Below are 15,639 nucleotides of genomic sequence, written 5' to 3'. Positions count from 1 at the left end.
CTTCCACCCATCACATCCCCGACCACGGAGGACATATGAGTGACCCGACCGCAGCCGGCGCCGCGGCGACCCGGGCCGACGCCCGGGCCCTGCTCGCATCGCTGCCCGACACGCTGCCACGGGACGAGATCCTCGCCATCAACAGCTCCAAGTCCGACATCCACACCCAGCGCACGTACGCGTACAACGGCTGGACGTTCCACCTGCCGCCCGGTGTCTTCAAGCCCGGCGACACCAGCCGCATCGTCCACGACCGGCTGCTTGACGGCACCATCCCGCTGGAGGGGCGGTCGTACGCGGCCATCGGCGCCGGGCTCGGTGTCGAGGCCGTGATCGCGGGCGTCAAGGGCGCCCGCGAGATCTACGCCGCCGACATCCACCCGGACAGCGTCGCCACGGCCGCCGCCCACTACGACCTCATCGTCGGCGACCGCCCGGGCACGGTCTTCCGCCCGCTGGTCTCCAACCTTTTCGAGGAGTTCCCCGCCTCGGCCCGGCTGGACGTCATCACCTTCAACCCGCCCGCCGTGAGCACGAAGACCAGCGACGACCCGACGGTCGTCCGCAACGTCTGCGTGGGCATCGACATCGTGGCGCGCTTCTTCGACCAGATCGTCGACCGCGATCTGCTCGCGCCCGACGGCGAGGTGCATCTGATCGTGTCCAACACCTCGGAGCTGAAGAGCATCGTCAAGTACGCCATCGAGGCCGGGTTCGCACCGCAGATCACGCACCGCCAGACCTGGGAGGGCGACAACTGTCAGGCGTACCTCTTCAAGCTGCGCCGCGACCACGCCGCCTGACGACCCGGAGGAAAAAAGACATGCACGAGCACATAGCGGAAGCGGTCAAGGAACCCGACGTGGTGAGCGTTCCGCCCGGCGCGGTCTGTCTGCGCTTCGAGACGATGAAGCTCTACTCGGCCCTTGGTGCCGTACGCCACCTGCTGGACACCGGCCAGGTGAAACCCGGTGACACGCTCATCGACAGCTCCAGCGGCATCTACGCCCACGCACTGGCCCTCGCCTGCCACCGCTACGGACTGAAGTGCCACATCGTCGGCTCGACGACGGTGGACCGCACGCTCCGCGTCCAGTTGGAGATCCTCGGCGCGACGCTGGAACAGGTGCGCCCCTCCAAGAACCTGCGCCTGGACCAGAACCTGCGTGTGGAGCGGATCGGCGAACTGCTGCGGGAGAACCCCGGCTACCACTGGATGCGCCAGTACCACGATTCCATTCACTACCTCGGTTACCGGGACGTCGCGGACCTGATCGGCAAGGAGGTCCCGGAAGGGCCGCTGGCCCTGGTGGGCGGAGTCGGCACCGGGGCGTCGACCGGCGCCATCGCCACGTATCTGCGGGAGGCGGGCCGTGATGTGACGCTCGTCGGCGTCCAGCCGTTCGGCAGCGTCACCTTCGGCGCCGAGCACGTCCTGGACCCGGACATGATCATCGCGGGGATCGGCAGCTCCATCCCGTTCCAGAACGTCCGCCACGAGCTGTACGACCGCATCCACTGGGTCAACTTCGACTACGCCATGTCCGGCGCCGTCCAACTCCTGCGCGCCAGCGGCATCTTCGCCGGACTGTCGGCCGGCGCGGCGTACCTGGCCACGCTCTGGGAGCGGGAGCGCGACGACTCCAGGACGTACGTCTTCCTCGCCGCCGACACCGGTCACCGTTACGTCGACAGCGCCTACGCCAACCACCCGCAGGCCATCGGCCTCGGCGCCATGCGGCCCCACGAGGTCACGGAGCAGCACGAGTTGCGGCACCCCTGGTCGACGATGGACTGGCCGCCCAGCGACAGCGCACTGCTGCGCGGCGAACCGCTGCTGGTCCCCGGCGCGGTCTGAGCCTCTGCGTCCCTGTCCCTCTGTTCCCCTGTCCCCGTCCTCACCCGAAAGGTGCCGTGCCGTGTCCTTCGACGACGAGCGCACCCGCGGTTACGTACTGCTTCCGCGGCTGTTCACCCCAGCCGAGACGGCGGTTCTGAGCGAGGCCGCGGAGTCCGCTCTCGCGCGGGTGACCGGGCACGCCCTGGAGGGCAGGACCGAGGTCACCGTGTGGCCGGACGGGCACCGGCTGGAAACGGTGGACGGCACGACCGTCCACTGGGAGCCGGACGCCCGCCCGCCCGCGGTGCGCAGCCTCGCGCCGGTCACGCACCTGGAGCCCGCGCTGGACGCCCTGTGGGCCGACGAACGGCTCACCGGGCCCATGCGCCGGCTGCTGGACGCCGACCGGCTGGGGCCGTTCACGTCGAAGCTCAACTTCAAGCGGGCGGGCGTCGGTTCCGCGTACCAATGGCACCAGGACTACCCGTACTGGTACTGCTGCGCGGGCCCGGACGCCCAGGACATCGCCACCGCGATGATCTGCCTCGACGATGTGACGGCCGGCAACGGTGCCTTGACGCTCGTTCCGGGAAGCCACCTGGCGGGGCCCGCGCCGCGTGACCGGGCCGAGCCGACCGGGCTGCTGGTCGACGCCGCGCGGACCGATGTCAGCGGCGCGGTGACCATCGAGGCCCCGGCCGGCTCCGTCCTGATGTTCCCCGGCCTGATCGTGCACCGCTCAGGGCCCAACACGACCGACCGGGACCGCCGCTCCCTGCTGCTGTGCTTCCAGCCCGCCGGGCGTCCGACGCTTGCGCGACTGCCGTACCGGTCCGGGCTCCTGGCCGACCTGCCCTGATCCACCCCCTGTCCACCCCGTATCCACCCATGGCCCAGAAGCCATGCTCACCAGCCATGACTCAGAAGAAAGCACCCCTCATGTCTCCTCTCCAGCCGCACTCCGTGCCCGATCTCCAGCAGGCCGTCCTCGACGGTGCCTACGGACCGCCGCCCCAGGAGCTGACCGTCACCAGCGCGTTCTGGCTCCACCACACCACCCGGCTGGCCGGCAGCCAGGTCACCTACCGCAACAGCTACCTCCTGCTGCGGTCCGGCGACGCCTTCGGCGCCTGCTCGTTCGAAGCCGGCGAGCTCGCCCCCGACTTCTGCGCGGAGGCCTCCGGCCACACCCTCGACCACCTCATCCGGCACGAGGCGGCGCCCGTACGCATCGCCGCCCTCGACGCCTACCTGGGCCGCGTCCAGCCGCACCGCAACTCCCCCGCCGCCGAGTCCGTCACGCTGCCGACCGGCACGCCCGAGACCCGCGCCCAGGCCCGTGACGCGGCCGTCGCCGGACTGCTCGACATCCCCGCCGGCGCCAAGGTCGCGCTGATAGGCGTCGTCAACCCGCTCGTCGCGGCGATACGCGAGCAGGGCGGCGTACCCCTGCCCTGCGACTTCAACCTGCGCGCCACCCAGTGGGGCGACCCCGTCACCGACGACATGGCCCAGGTGCTCGCCGAGGCCGACGCGGTGGTCGCCACGGGCATGACGCTCAGCAACGGCAGCTTCGACGTCATCGTCGACCACTGCCGCAAGCACGAGCTGCCGCTCGTCGTGTACGCGCAGACGGGCAGCGCCGTCGCCCGCGCCTTCCTGGGCTCCGGTGTCACCGCGCTCTCCGCCGAGCCGTTCCCCTTCTCGCAGTTCAGCGCCGACGAGACCGCGCTGTACCGGTACCGGACGGCAGGCGCATGAGCAGCGAGACGAAGAACCCGGCGGTGAACGCGGCAGCGAGCACCGAAGCAGTCCCCAGTGATCTGCGGATGACCCGCACCTTGTGGCCGTTCATGCTCGCCTCCGCAGTGGGGCTGGTGCCCTTCACCATCTTCAGCACCTTCCTCGTCCCCATCGCCGACGCGTCGGACAGCGGCGTCGCGGCCATGGGCCAGCTACGCGGCCTCGGCGGCCTGGCCGCCCTGGCCGTGGGTACGGCTCTGGCTCCGCTGATCGACCGGGTGCGCAAGGACTGGGCGGCCGCGGGCGGTCTCGCCGTGCTGGCCCTGTCCGCTGCGCTCGGCGCCACCGGCGAGTTCCTGCTGCTGGCGGCGTTCTGCCTGCTCGTCGGTGCGGGTACGGCCGTACTCAACCCGGCGCTCACGGCAGCGGCCGCCGACCGCTTCGACAACGACGCCGCCGCCGGCCGGGCGGCGACCCTCATCACCGCCACGCAGTCACTCACGGCTCTCCTGGCCGCCCCTCTGGTGGCGCTGCCGGCCGTACTGTGGGGCTGGCAGGGCGACTTGTGGGCGATCGCCGCTGTCGCGGCAGTACTCGCCGTGCTCTTCGTCCTCCGAGGCCGCCGTGCCGAGCTCCCGGAAGACAAAGCCGAAGGGGGTACGGAGAAGACGGCGCGCCCCGGCTATCTCGCCTCGTTCAAGCTGCTGGGCGCCCTCCCCGGAGTTGTGCCACTGCTCTTCGTCGCCATGCTGCGGACAGCGGCCTTCATGGGGTATCTCGCCTACCTGGCGGCCTTCTACGACGAGCGCTTCGGCCTCGCCCCCGGACCCTTCGCCATCGTCTGGACGCTGAGCGGCACTTCGTTCTTCCTCGGCAATCTTGTCGCCGGGCGACTGCTGAGCGCCGAGCGGCCGAAGGTGTCCAGTGAGCGGCTGATGACGCTGGGCCTGCTGGTGGCTTTGTCGGCCCTGGTGGGCGTGTTCTTCGCCCACTCGCTGTTCCTCGCCCTGCCGCTGACCGCGCTCATCGGCGCCGGTCACGCGACGGTGGCCGCGTGCGTCACCACGCTGCTGGTACGACGCTGCGGCCCGCTGCGCGGCACGGCGCTGAGCCTCAACGCCGCCGGGATGAGTTTCGGCGTGTTCGTGGGCGCGGGCCTCGGCGGCGTCGGTCTCGCGCTCGGCGGGTACCCGGGCACGGCCGCGGCGCTGGGCGGGCTGACCCTCGTGGCCCTGGTCTTCGCCCGAGTGGCCGCGCGCTCCACCCCCGCAACGGAGGAGTGAGGGCTCGGTTGTGACGGGAGTGGCGAAAGGGGGCGAGCGTATGACACGTCAGCGTGCCGCTGTCGTCCAGGCGCTCGCCGAACGCGCCGACTTCGTGTCAGCCCAGCAGCTCCACGCGTCGATGGCCGAGGCGGGCGTCCGGGTCGGGCTCACCACCGTGTACCGCGCCTTGCAGGGTCTGGAGCGGGCCGGCGCCGCCGACGTCGTACGCGACGAGGTGGGGGAACGGCTCTACCGGCACCGGCCGGCCGTCGGGCACCGTCACTACCTGATCTGCCGCTGCTGTCGCCGTGGCCAGCCGCTGGACACCGACATGGTCGAGCACTGGATCGCCGGCGTGACCCGGACGACCGGGTTCGCCGAAGTCGAGCACACCCTGGAGCTCACGGGTGTGTGCGCCCGCTGCCGCTCCACCGTCGGCTAGGCGCGCACGGTCGGTCCCCAAGATCCCGCTCGGTTCTTGGGGACCGACGCGTTCACCGGCCGGCCACCACCCTCACAGGGAGGTACGGAAAGGGCCGGTCACCTCGTAGGTGATGCCGCCGCTGCTGGAGCCGGACGTGCCGCGCTGGGAGGAGAAGTACAGGCGGTTGCCGGCGGGGTTGAAGGCCGGGCCGCAGATCTCGGAGGAGGACTGGCCGGTGATGCGCAGGAACGGGGCGACGACGTCGCCCGGCGTGATGATGCAGATCTCCATGTTGCCGCCGTCCTCGGCCACGTACAGGTCGCCGACAGCGGCGGCCGTGACGTTGTCCACGCCGGTCAGCGGGGCGCCGGAGACGTTGTCGTCGTACACGACGGAGAGGGTGTTGGCGGAGGCGTTGTAGGCCCAGACGCGGTTGTCGCCCTTGGTGGTGAAGTAGCAGATGTCGGCACGGTAGTGGCACCCCTCGCCGCCGTTGAATATCTTGGCGCCGGCGACCTGGTCGCGGGTGGGGGTGGGCGAGCCGTCGGGGTCGGGGACGTTGGCCCAGGACAGGACGCCGGAGACCTCCTTGAGCACCTGGAGGGTGCCGCTGGAGAGGTCGCCCCAGGTGGTGGGCACGAACCGGTAGAAGCACCCGTCGCTCTTGTCCTCGGTCAGGTAGATGACTTCGCGTACGGGGTCGGCGGCGGCGGCCTCGTGGTTGAAGCGGCCCATCGCGGCGCGGCGGACGGCCGGGTTCACACCCCAGGGGTCGGTTTCGTAGACGTAACCCGTGTCGACCTCCTCGCACGAGAGCCAGGTGTTCCACGGGGTGGCGCCGCCCGCGCAGTTGCGGTTGGTGCCGGACAGGATGCTGTACGCGCCGGTGACGGTGCCGCCGCTGTTGAACTTCACCGCGCTCGCACCGCCGCCGGCACTGCCGACCTCGGCGTTGGAGACGTAGATCCATCCCGTGCCGTCGGCGAAGCAGGCTCCGCCGTCGGGGGCCTTGTGCCAGGTGTAGCCGGTCCCGGACACGGTCTTGGTGGAGCGGGCGACGACCCGGCTGGTGAAGCCGGACGGGAGCATGATCCCGTTGGCATCGGCCGCCTGGAGGGCACCGTACGGGCTGGTGCCGGGGAGGGCGGGGTAGGCGGCGGCCTGCCGCCAGAGGGAACCGGAGAAGGCTGCCGTGCCGACGCCGAGGGCGGCGGCACGAAGAAGACTACGGCGTTCCATAACTACTCCTTCGTCGAGGACGAACGGTGGTGGTTGAGCGCCGCCGACTGGTCAACCGGCAGATTAGGGGGCCCGCGCGGAGCGGATAAGGCACCGGCACATGAACTGTTTCCGTCAAAGCGGTTAGCGAAGATCAGACGCATCACCGTAGGTCAGCGCACCCGCCCCCGCGGTTTCAGCACCACCGGCGGGAGTTCGGGAGCGGGCAGCCGGCTGCCGGCGTAGCCGTGGACCTCGCCGAAGCGGGTGCCTTCCATCCAGTCCTTCCTGGCCTGCTCGATTTCCTCGTGCGAGCGGCCCACGAAGTTCCACCACATACTGCATCCTCAGCGCGTTAGTGCAGGTCAGGTACGTCGTGGACCGCTGGCGGTCAGCAAACCGTCAGCATCGGTCCCCGAGGAGTCGCCGACACATGGTGAGTAGGTCTTTGGCCCGCGGTATGGGCACGTTCTTCAAGGACTGCGAGCATCCGCGGTCCAGGTGGTCGAAGTGCCCGCACCTGTACAAGGTCCGGTACCGGGACGCGGCCGGGAAGCAGGCGGAGGAGTCGGGGTTCGCCACCCAGGACGAGGCAATCCAGCGGTTGGCGGATGTCTACAACGCGAAGAAGGCGACTCCGCGTGGTCGGGCTAAGGCCGAGCGGGTGGCGAAGTACGGGGCGATGCCGTTCGGGGAGTACGCGGCCGAGTGGAGGGCCGGCCAGCGTGACCTAGCTCCAGCGTCCGTGCGGCACCTGGACTCGCTGCTGGAGCATCACCTGCTCCCTGCTCTGGAAAGCCGCCGGATGAGCACCTTCGACCACAAGGTCGTGGACGGCTTCATCCGCACGATGGAGCGCAACGGCGCTGGTCTGGCCACGCAGTCGAACGCCTTCGACAAGCTGAAGGCGATCCTCCTGGACGCCCACCGGCTGGGCATCTACGACGACAACCCCCTGGAGGGCGTCAAGCCACCCCAGTACGACCCGAAACGCGCGGTCATCCCCTCCGTCGCCCAGCTACGGCAGATACGCACGGCCGGCGACGACACGTTCCTGCTATTCGCCGACCTGATGAGCGGCTGCGGCATGCGCAGCGGAGAAGCCGCCGCCGTCAACCTCAACAACATCGTCGCCGGCGACGTCTACCGCATCACCGAACAAGTCAACCAGACCACCGGCCAGTACGGGAGGTTGAAGCACCGCAAGGTCGGCGACTACCGAGACGTCCCACTGCCGCCACGAGTGAAAGAGACCATCGAGTGGTACGCAGACAAGCACGGCACCACGGACGGCTACCTCCTACGACACCCAAGGGACTCCACCAGAGCCTTCCCTTACTACTACTTGGGCAATCAATGGCAGAAGATCACCAAGAAGGCCGGCCAAGCCGACACCCCTGAAGGAATGGTGCTCTACAGTTTTCGCCACTTCTTCGCGTCGAACTGCCTCACCCACGGAATCCCGATCACCGACGTCGCCGAGTGGATGGGCCACAGAAGCCTCGACATCACCTTCAGGATCTACCGGCACCTCATGCCAGGCTCCATCGGAAAGGCCGCCAAGATCCTCGACCTCGGTCTCGTCACTTGATCACCAGTTACCCAGGCACGACGACCGAGCCGGCCACGCGCGCTGGTGGCAAATTGGTTGACCCTGCGCTCTTTCGACATTCCTGACGAGTGCTTACCGTCGATTGCATGGCCAATGGGGTGTTCCATACGAAGTACGGCATTGAGATGAACTTGACCTACGAGGATCTCGGTCACCCCAACCGGCCGGGGTTGCTGGAAGAGATCATTCGGCCCGTCGGGCAGCGTGACCGCACTTTGCTGCAGTGCCTCACCGACCAGCGGGGCGGCCAGTGCCAGTGTGCCTTGGCGGACAAGACCCCGTGGATGTTCATACGTCGGCAGCGGCGTGGCGGCCAGGTTGTCCTGGTCGCAGCGCACCTGCCGCTGACGCATGTGGCCACTCCGGAGGAGAGCGACAAGCACAAAGCGATGAAGGAGCGTATCGCCCGATCCGCCTCCCGGCACGGCCTGGACGTGCAGGTTGAGGCGCGATCCGCTGACGGACGGGTGATCTCCGATGTTCTGGTGTCCGGGCCGGCCGGGCGGGTGGGATGGGAGGCGCAGTACTCACCCATCAGCGCGAGCGCTGTGAGGCGACGCTCGGCGAAGGCGCGCGACAACAACATCGCCCCGCTATGGGTGACCGGCGACGGGGCCTCGGCGTTGATCGACCGAGCACCCTGGGCCCGCGTCGACGACGTGCCCTGGCAACGAATCGTCTCTCCTCTCGCGATGATGATCCGTGGTGGGGTGCGCCACCTCGCAGACCGGCGCGCGCTCCTCGCCGTGGCGGTCAGCGAGATGGGCCAGGGCATCGCCGCGGCCGTCTGGCTACTGGCCACGCCCACCACAACCCCGAGCAGGAATACCGGAAGCAGCGCACGGGCCTCTACCGGCCCAAGGTGCCCAAGCGGATCCCGCGACGCATCCCCAATGGGAAGTACACCGAGGTCTTCGCGGGTCTCCGCTCGCACCGCGACCGTGCTCTGCTGGCTTCTGGGTCGCCACCGGCGCCCGCGCCGAGGCACTCCTCACTTCCAAGCAGAATGACGCGATCGTGGGCCAGCAGACCATCGGCGTGATCCGTAAGGGCAGCCGCGAGTACCAGGAACTTCCCGCCACCCCCGACGCGTTCGTCTGGCTACGGCTCTACCGGAAGAAGCCTGGAAGAAGGGGGGCCCGCAGCCGCAAGCAGTCGCTGTGGTGGACTCTGCGCCGCCCCTGGCGGCCGCTGGAGTACGACGCGGCCCGCATGATGTTCAACCGCGGGAACGAACTCCTGGGCGCCAACTGGACCCTTCACGACCTGCGGCACACCGCGAGCTTCTTGATGCTCGACGACCCGGCGATGCCCCCGGCCTACGTCCAGCACATCCTCGGCCACAAACACCTGTCGACCTTGGACATCTACAACCGCCCCACCCAGGGACGACGTCATCGCGGAGGTCTTGCCCACCACGCTCGGCAGCAGCAACAGCGCGACAACCCGCCACCGGCCCTGCCCTCGCCGACCTACAGCCCCGACTCCCTCACCGTCCTGTTCGGAGGCCCGCTCCGATGACGGACCTCCTGCCCGCACCGGCTGCCCAGACGGCAACCAACCTGCGGGGAGAAGAGGTCGCGGCCCTGCTCCGAGCCTTCCCGCCGCGCCCCCGAGCAACGTCCTGGCCAGCAACCCAGCTATCCGGAGAGCCGTTCTCGACCAACTTCAGCAACCGCGTGGAGGGCACCGTCAACGAGTTCGCCCATGGACACGGCATGCGCCGCCGCTACCGGGGACAGGTGAAAGCCCACCTGCAGCACGTGTTCACAGCTATCGCCGTGAACATCGAGCGCGGTCTGCCACCGACCGGTGAGCCAGCCCCGTCCCGGCACCTACCGCCTTCCAAGACTGCCTGGACCAACACGCGATCCGCCCGGTTGCGGATGGGCCATCGGCGGTGTCTGGGAAGGGGTCCGGCTGCGTGTTGGTGGGCACGCGGCCATACCTCCGCGGTAACAGCGTTTCCGTTTCGATGCGGTCACACTGAGCGATGTGCTACCAACAGGAGGTAACACAATTTGGGTGCCTGGGTCGCTCAGGCGCCGGAGTGTAAGAGGAAGGGCCATGGGTGTGATCGTCGGGGTACACGGTGTCGGGCAGCAGCAGCTGGGGCGTCAGCAGCTATTGCAGGCGTGGCGGCCGGCGCTCGGGGACGGTTTGGAGCGGGCCTGTGGTCAGCCGGTGCCCGAGGTGCCGTTGGACTTGGCCTTCTACGGAGATGCCTTCCTTTCCGCGCCCGGCACGTCCATACCTGGCAAGAGCACGGCGATGGGCGCGGCTTGGTGGGAGAGGCTGGATGAGGAGGATTACGTAGAGCTGGAGAGGGCGGCGCGTGAGGTACTGCCCGAACGCTCCATCGAGGAGGAGCAGACGGCATCCGACAAGGCGCGCACGCGGGTGCCGGGATTCCTGCGTGCGGTAGACCGGCACTTCCCCGCCGGAGGCATCCTGGCATTCGGCGACCTGATCCAGGTGCGCCGTTATCTGGTAAACCCGGTCGTCAAGTCGCGGGTCGACGCGGCCGTCGACGCCGCTGTCACGCGGCAGTGCCAGGTTCTGATCGGCCACTCCCTGGGCTCCGTGGTCGCGTTCGAGTACCTGCGTCGCCACCCCGATGCGCGGCTCGAACTGCTGGTGACTTTGGGTTCGCCGCTGGGACTGCGCCTAGTGCGCGAGCGTATGCCCCACCCGGCTTATGGAACCGGCTTTGGTGTTCCTCCGGCGGTACGGGCGTGGGTGAATGTCTACGACACCCGGGACCCGGTGGCGTGCGCGGGACCGCTGGCACGCTGGTGGGCTGGCGTCCGCGACTGCCCACCGGTGGACAACGGCCGCGACGCGCACGCTGTGACCGCCTATCTGGGAAAGCAGGCCACCGGACATGCTGTCTTGGGAGCACTGCCGGACCTGGCTGCGAAGCCGCGGTGAGCGCTCCGGAAGTCGACGCAGAGATCCTGCGCAGGCACTTCGTGGCAATTGCCACCGGCCACTACGACGCACCGCAGTGGGACCAGTTACCGGTGGACGACGAGGTGCAGGCGCTGCGAGACTGGCTTTGCAGCGACCAACTCGGCGACCGCCGTTTTAGCCACGCCCACCCTGAACTGGCTGACAACCCTGACCGACACCAAATCCGCGAAACCCTGGAGCAGTTGCCCTGGCGTTCCGCGGATGCGGCGGTGGTTTTCATCACGGGACATGGCGAGTTGGCCGAAGGCGCGCACTGGATCGTGTTGCGTCAGACCGAACCGGGACTCTGGCACCGCACAGCGCTGCGGACGGCGGATGTGGTGGGCTGGCTGAAGGATACTGGCGTTGAGCACCTGCTGCTGATCGTGGATCTGTGCCACGCAGGGAACGTCACCGCACAGACCGCCGTCTTCGATCACGACATCCCACCGAGTTGGCTGGTACTGCCCAGCGCTGCCAAGGACCAACGGGCCGTTCCACGAGCGCTCACGGACGCCGTCACCGCGGTGCTGGCCGAGCTCGCCACTCCTGAAGGCGAACGATACGGCCGCCACAACCGTCTGCTGGACGTCGCGTTATTTCTCGAAGCGGTCCAGGACAAGCTCGGCGACCACCAACGCCTGATCCCGCTGCCCGGCAGCCAGTCGTGCGGGCCGCACGTGTGCCTGCCCAACCCGCACTACCGTCCACAGCCGCGAGTGAAGGTCGCCGAGGCACGAAGCGATCTGGCCCTACCGCAAGCAGATGTGGACGCCCATTGGGAGCCACGCTCCCGCGGCGTAGCCCAGGTTGACGACCCAGGCTGGCTGTTCACCGGCCGCGCCCGCCTTATGACCGACCTGACGGCGGCAGCCCAGAGCGGAAGCGGCACGGTGCTGGTCACCGGCAGGGCCGGGACCGGAAAGTCGGCCGCGCTCGCCCGCCTGGTGACCCTCGCCGATCCCGCCTTCCGTACCGCCCACCAAGCGCACATCGACGCCATTCCCGACGGCCTGAAGCCCTCACTGGGGGCGGTTGACGTCGCAGTGCTGGCCACGGGCAAGACCGCTGTGGAAATCGCCCACCAGATCAGCGGTGGCCTCGGCGTCCAGCCTCCTTCCAGCACCGACCCACACCTGCAGCAATGGGCCACTGCCTGGCAGAACTGGCTGGCTCGTCGCAGGGCACCGGTCACTGTGGTCATCGACGCGGTCGATGAGGGAGACGACCCCCACCACCTGCTCCGCCACCTCTTGACCCACCTGTCGGCCGGCTCTGGCCAAGAGCGGCTGCGACTCATCCTTGGGGTGCGCTCACCCAGTGGTCCCGACCACCCCGCTGCCCCGCGGCAAGCGCTGCCGCTGGCCGACCTCATCGAACAACAGCTCCGGGCCCGGCGTCTGCGCGTGGATGAAGCACCCTGGTTCGATCCTAATGACCTCGGCGCCTACGCCGTCCACATCCTCACCCAGTCCCCCGCCTCCCCTTACGCCCGGGCCAGCAGCCAAGCCGAGCCCGTCGCCCGCAAGCTCGCTGCCCACGCGCAGCGTTCCTTCCTACTCGTTCGCCTCGCCGCCGCCTCCCTGGCCCGCAAGCCCCATCTGGTGACGCCCGACGACCCGGACTGGCTTCGCATGGTCGACGACGGTATCCGCGGCGTCTTCCGCTCCGACCTCCACCTGGTTTTTCGCGACCCGCTTGAACGCCTGCGCACCCTTCACCTACTGCGAGCCCTCGCCTTCGCTCGCGGCCACGGACTGCCCTGGAACCGCATCTGGCCCGCCGTCGCCGACGCCGTCGCCGACGACCCCAACCTCACCATCGGCGACAGCGACATCGCCCGGCTACTCGGCTCCCCCCTCAGCGGCTACCTCACCACCGACATCGACGACGAGACCACTGTCTACCGCCTCTTCCACGATGCTCTGCGCACCACCCTGCGCGATCACTGGCACACCCTCGACGACATCAGCCCCGAGCCCCGGCCCGCCGCCACAGCGCTGGAGAACCACGCCGCCGAGTCCCGAATCGCCCACTCGCTCGCCCACCTTGCCGGTCGGGCCCTGGACACCATCCCACCTCGTTCCGTCGCGGCCTATATCCGCCGCCACCTCGCCGACCACGCAAGTGACGGTCACACCCTCAACGACCGCGTCCTCGCCCCACGCCTGCTGCCTCATCTCGACATCGCCCGCCTCCGCACCCGGCTCAACACCCCTGCCGCCGCGCTGAGCCCGCACACGGCGGCGCTCCTGCGACGTGTCACCCACTTGTGGACTTTCGACCGCCCGCAGGACAACGCCACCACCCTCAACCTTTGGGCTGCCACGCTGGGAGCCCCTCTCCGACCCGGCGACACCGACAGCTCATGGGCCACTTCCTGGGTCCACTGGCCACTGGGCCACTCGGAAATCCTCGGCTGCCACGGCGGCATACGAGCAGTGGCAGGTGTTGTGTTGCCCGACGGCCAGGTCCTGGTTCTCGCCGGCGGCGACAACGGCGCCGTACGCGTGTGGGACCTGGTCAGCGGTCAGCCCGCTCTGCCACCTCTCACCGGCCATGGCGGAGGGGTGTCCGAGATGGCGGGCCTGGAGCTGCCCGATGGCCGGGCGCTTGCCCTCGTCGGCTGCCGTGACGGAACGGTGCACGTGTGGAACCTGATCGAGGGGCAACCTGCTTCACACCCACTGTCCGCCCCCGGCCTCTTCATAGTGCATGCAGTGGCAGGTGTCGTCTTGCCCGACGGCCGGGCGCTGGTCCTCGCCGCCGGCGACAGCGAGGACCACGCCGTACACGTGTGGGACCTCGACAGCGGTCAGCCCCTGCTACCCCCGCTCACCGGCGCGCTGCACTCGGTACGGGCGGTGGCGGGTCTGGTATTGCCCGACGGCCGGCCCCTGGCCTTCGCCGGCGACACAAGGGGAACCGTAATGGTCTGGAATCTGGACAGCGGTCGGCCCGCCCTACCCCCGCTGAAAGACCCTGACGGATGGGTGTCCGAGCTGGCAGGTCTGACCTTGCCCGACGGCCGCGCGCTCGCCTTGGCCAGCTCCCTTGGAAAGGTGCTGGTGTGGGACCTGCAGAGCGGCTGCCCCGCTCTGCCGCCCCTCGACGACGTCGGTATGGCGACGGGCTTGGTGCTGCCCGACGGCCGGACGCTGGCCATCACTGCATGCCAGGATGATGCGACGATCCATGTGTGGGACCTGGACAACGGTCAGCCCGCCCTGCCGCCTCTGACCGGTCACGAGGTGCGGGCAGATACGGTCGTTCCCGCGGTACGGGCGGTGACCGGGCTGGCGTTGCCCGATGGCCGGGGTCTGGCTATTACCGGCGGCCACGACACTACGGTCCGAGTATGGGACCTGAGTAACAGCCAGCTCGCTCAGTGGTCCCCAGCCGGCGGTTACAGCAAATGGACGTATGCGGTAGCCGGGATGGTACTGCCCGACGGCCGGGCCCTTGCCCTCGTCGGCGGTGATGATGACATGGCCCGAGTACTGGACGTCGAAAGCGGCCAGTCGACCCTGCCGCCCATGGCCGCTCAGGGTGTCGGCGGGGTGCGGGCGGTGGCGAGTCTGGTGCTGCCCGACGGGCGATCTCTGGGTCTCGTCGGCAGTGGCCGGACTGTACGGGCATGGGATCTGGACGGCGGTCGGCCCGTCCTGCCCCCTCTCTACCCAGCCGGATGGCTGCACGAGGTGGAGGGAGTGGTCCTGCCTGATGAACGGGCTTTTGTCCTCACCCTCAGTGACCACATTGTACAAGTCTGGAATCCGCACACAGGCAAGCCTGCCCTGCCGCCTCTCCTGGGTATGGGAGGGCTGGCTGCGGTAGTACTGCCCGACGGCCGAGCTCTTGCCATCACCGGTGCCTACAGGACGGTGCAGGTGTGGGACCTGGACAGCGGCAAACCTGCCCTACCGGCCCTGCCCTCGCACTCCTTGCCTCAGTCGGTGGCGGGGGTGGTGCTGCCCGACGGCAGGGCCTTGGCCCTGGTATGCGACGACGACGGAACGACAGTGCAGGTGTGGGACCTAAGCAGCGGCCAACATGCCCTGCCGCCTCTGATCGGCAACAAGATGCGGACGGTGGTGGGGGCCGTGCTTCCCAGCGGCCGGGCCCTGGCCCTTGCCGGCAGCCTGGACAATACGGTCCGGGTATGGGACCTGAAGGACGGCCGACTGATCTCAGTCATCCACACCCCCGGACATGTCGCCGCCCTGAGCACCGTCCTTCTCCAGGACGGCCGCCTCGCACTGCTCATCGGAGGCGCAGGAGGTTCCTGTGCCATGACCACAGACCTGTAACTGAATCAGTGGCGCCGTATCGGCCCGCCGCCTTGCCGCCCGACAGTGCGAGGAGGAGACCGGGCTCGCAGTGTCCGGACCCCCGAGGTTGTTGGCGGCGGTGTTCGGTCTGCCCGGGGCCGCGTGGCCGTACGCCACGGCAGGCTACGTTTTCGACGGGGGTCGGCTCACCGCTCGACAGATCGAGAGGATCCGGCTTGCCCCGGACAAGCACGAGTTCGCGCGCTGCCGCAGCGGCACGACGGCGTACTTAGGCTCCTGGGATTGGGAGGGCT

At 68.9% G+C, this 15,639-nt stretch carries 12 protein-coding genes and 2 pseudogenes; 12 read left to right on the top strand and 2 right to left on the bottom strand.

Translation table 11 applies throughout. The features are described 5' to 3' along the window. The first annotated feature begins 35 nt into the window (after positions 1–35). The 6 genes from G412_RS0113425 to G412_RS0113400 all read left to right on the top strand — a co-directional run bounded on the left by G412_RS0113425 (position 36) and on the right by G412_RS0113400 (position 5,290). Positions 36–803 carry a class I SAM-dependent methyltransferase gene (locus G412_RS0113425; protein WP_051338326.1) on the top strand — a complete coding sequence of 256 codons (768 nt, stop codon included), beginning with the start codon at positions 36–38 and terminating at the stop codon, positions 801–803. Between the two features lie 20 nt (positions 804–823). Continuing rightward, complete coding sequence (locus tag G412_RS0113420) at positions 824–1,858, top strand: pyridoxal-phosphate dependent enzyme (protein ID WP_028812543.1); 1,035 nt, start codon at positions 824–826, stop codon at positions 1,856–1,858. A 61-nt stretch (positions 1,859–1,919) separates the two neighbouring features. Beyond that, positions 1,920–2,699, top strand: a complete 780-nt coding sequence (locus tag G412_RS0113415; protein WP_028812542.1) for a phytanoyl-CoA dioxygenase family protein — start codon at positions 1,920–1,922, stop codon at positions 2,697–2,699. Positions 2,700–2,755: 56 nt separating this feature from the next. After that, on the top strand, positions 2,756–3,601 hold the full coding sequence (locus G412_RS0113410; RefSeq protein WP_425274473.1) for a Rossmann-like domain-containing protein: 846 nt from the start codon (positions 2,756–2,758) through the stop codon (positions 3,599–3,601). Continuing rightward, positions 3,598–4,866, top strand: coding sequence for an MFS transporter (locus tag G412_RS0113405; RefSeq protein ID WP_037648730.1), 1,269 nt, complete (start codon positions 3,598–3,600; stop codon positions 4,864–4,866). Before G412_RS0113410 ends, G412_RS0113405 begins: the two co-directional genes overlap by 4 nt. A gap of 40 nt (positions 4,867–4,906) precedes the next feature. Continuing rightward, a complete protein-coding gene (locus tag G412_RS0113400; protein WP_051338325.1) occupies positions 4,907–5,290 on the top strand; it encodes a Fur family transcriptional regulator in 384 nt (127 codons plus the stop codon). Positions 5,291–5,362: 72 nt separating this feature from the next. Here the strand turns inward: G412_RS0113400 and G412_RS0113395 are convergent, their stop codons facing one another. Both G412_RS0113395 and G412_RS38000 read right to left on the bottom strand, forming a co-directional pair. Further along, complete coding sequence (locus tag G412_RS0113395; protein ID WP_028812538.1) at positions 5,363–6,511, bottom strand: alkaline phosphatase PhoX; 1,149 nt, start codon at positions 6,509–6,511, stop codon at positions 5,363–5,365. Between the two features lie 152 nt (positions 6,512–6,663). After that, a pseudogene (locus tag G412_RS38000) lies at positions 6,664–6,828 on the bottom strand (pirin family protein); the annotation flags it as partial. 122 nt (positions 6,829–6,950) lie between these two features. Between G412_RS38000 and G412_RS0113385 the strand changes: the two are divergent. The 6 genes and pseudogenes from G412_RS0113385 to G412_RS0113365 all read left to right on the top strand — a co-directional run bounded on the left by G412_RS0113385 (position 6,951) and on the right by G412_RS0113365 (position 15,364). Further along, positions 6,951–8,081 (top strand): tyrosine-type recombinase/integrase, encoded by a 1,131-nt coding sequence (locus tag G412_RS0113385; protein ID WP_037648726.1) that lies wholly within the window; start codon positions 6,951–6,953, stop codon positions 8,079–8,081. Positions 8,082–8,188: 107 nt separating this feature from the next. Next, the gene (locus G412_RS41615) at positions 8,189–9,112 is read left to right on the top strand and encodes a competence protein CoiA family protein (protein WP_341860588.1); all 924 of its coding nucleotides are present in this window, start codon (positions 8,189–8,191) and stop codon (positions 9,110–9,112) included. A 1-nt stretch (position 9,113) separates the two neighbouring features. Continuing rightward, a pseudogene (locus G412_RS41610) lies at positions 9,114–9,623 on the top strand (tyrosine-type recombinase/integrase); the annotation flags it as partial. Then, on the top strand, positions 9,620–10,117 hold the full coding sequence (locus tag G412_RS41605) for a transposase (RefSeq protein ID WP_341860585.1): 498 nt from the start codon (positions 9,620–9,622) through the stop codon (positions 10,115–10,117). The pseudogene G412_RS41610 and the gene G412_RS41605, both read left to right, overlap by 4 nt. Before the next feature lie 52 nt (positions 10,118–10,169). After that, a complete protein-coding gene (locus G412_RS37150; RefSeq protein WP_051338324.1) occupies positions 10,170–11,033 on the top strand; it encodes an alpha/beta hydrolase in 864 nt (287 codons plus the stop codon). Further along, positions 11,030–15,364, top strand: a complete 4,335-nt coding sequence (locus G412_RS0113365; RefSeq protein WP_028812536.1) for an AAA family ATPase — start codon at positions 11,030–11,032, stop codon at positions 15,362–15,364. Before G412_RS37150 ends, G412_RS0113365 begins: the two co-directional genes overlap by 4 nt. The last annotated feature ends 275 nt before the right edge of the window (positions 15,365–15,639 follow it).

It is taken from the genome of Streptomyces flavidovirens DSM 40150 (assembly GCF_000429085.1).
GTDB lineage: Bacteria > Actinomycetota > Actinomycetes > Streptomycetales > Streptomycetaceae > Streptomyces > Streptomyces flavidovirens.
Note: the sequence above shows the minus strand (reverse complement) of the source record. Positions and strands in the feature narration are given on the sequence as shown.

Excerpts from the sequence above, each read along its gene's own strand:
- G412_RS0113425 (WP_051338326.1), top strand. The coding sequence starts at position 36 with ATGAGTGACCCGACCGCAGCCGGCGCCGCGGCGACCCGGGCCGACGCC.
- G412_RS0113420 (WP_028812543.1), top strand. The coding sequence starts at position 824 with ATGCACGAGCACATAGCGGAAGCGGTCAAGGAACCCGACGTGGTGAGC.
- G412_RS0113410 (WP_425274473.1), top strand. The coding sequence starts at position 2,756 with ATGACTCAGAAGAAAGCACCCCTCATGTCTCCTCTCCAGCCGCACTCC.
- G412_RS0113405 (WP_037648730.1), top strand. The coding sequence starts at position 3,598 with ATGAGCAGCGAGACGAAGAACCCGGCGGTGAACGCGGCAGCGAGCACC.
- G412_RS0113400 (WP_051338325.1), top strand. The coding sequence starts at position 4,907 with ATGACACGTCAGCGTGCCGCTGTCGTCCAGGCGCTCGCCGAACGCGCC.
- G412_RS0113395 (WP_028812538.1), bottom strand. The coding sequence starts at position 6,511 with ATGGAACGCCGTAGTCTTCTTCGTGCCGCCGCCCTCGGCGTCGGCACG.
- G412_RS0113385 (WP_037648726.1), top strand. The coding sequence starts at position 6,951 with ATGGGCACGTTCTTCAAGGACTGCGAGCATCCGCGGTCCAGGTGGTCG.
- G412_RS41615 (WP_341860588.1), top strand. The coding sequence starts at position 8,189 with ATGGCCAATGGGGTGTTCCATACGAAGTACGGCATTGAGATGAACTTG.
- G412_RS41605 (WP_341860585.1), top strand. The coding sequence starts at position 9,620 with ATGACGGACCTCCTGCCCGCACCGGCTGCCCAGACGGCAACCAACCTG.
- G412_RS37150 (WP_051338324.1), top strand. The coding sequence starts at position 10,170 with ATGGGTGTGATCGTCGGGGTACACGGTGTCGGGCAGCAGCAGCTGGGG.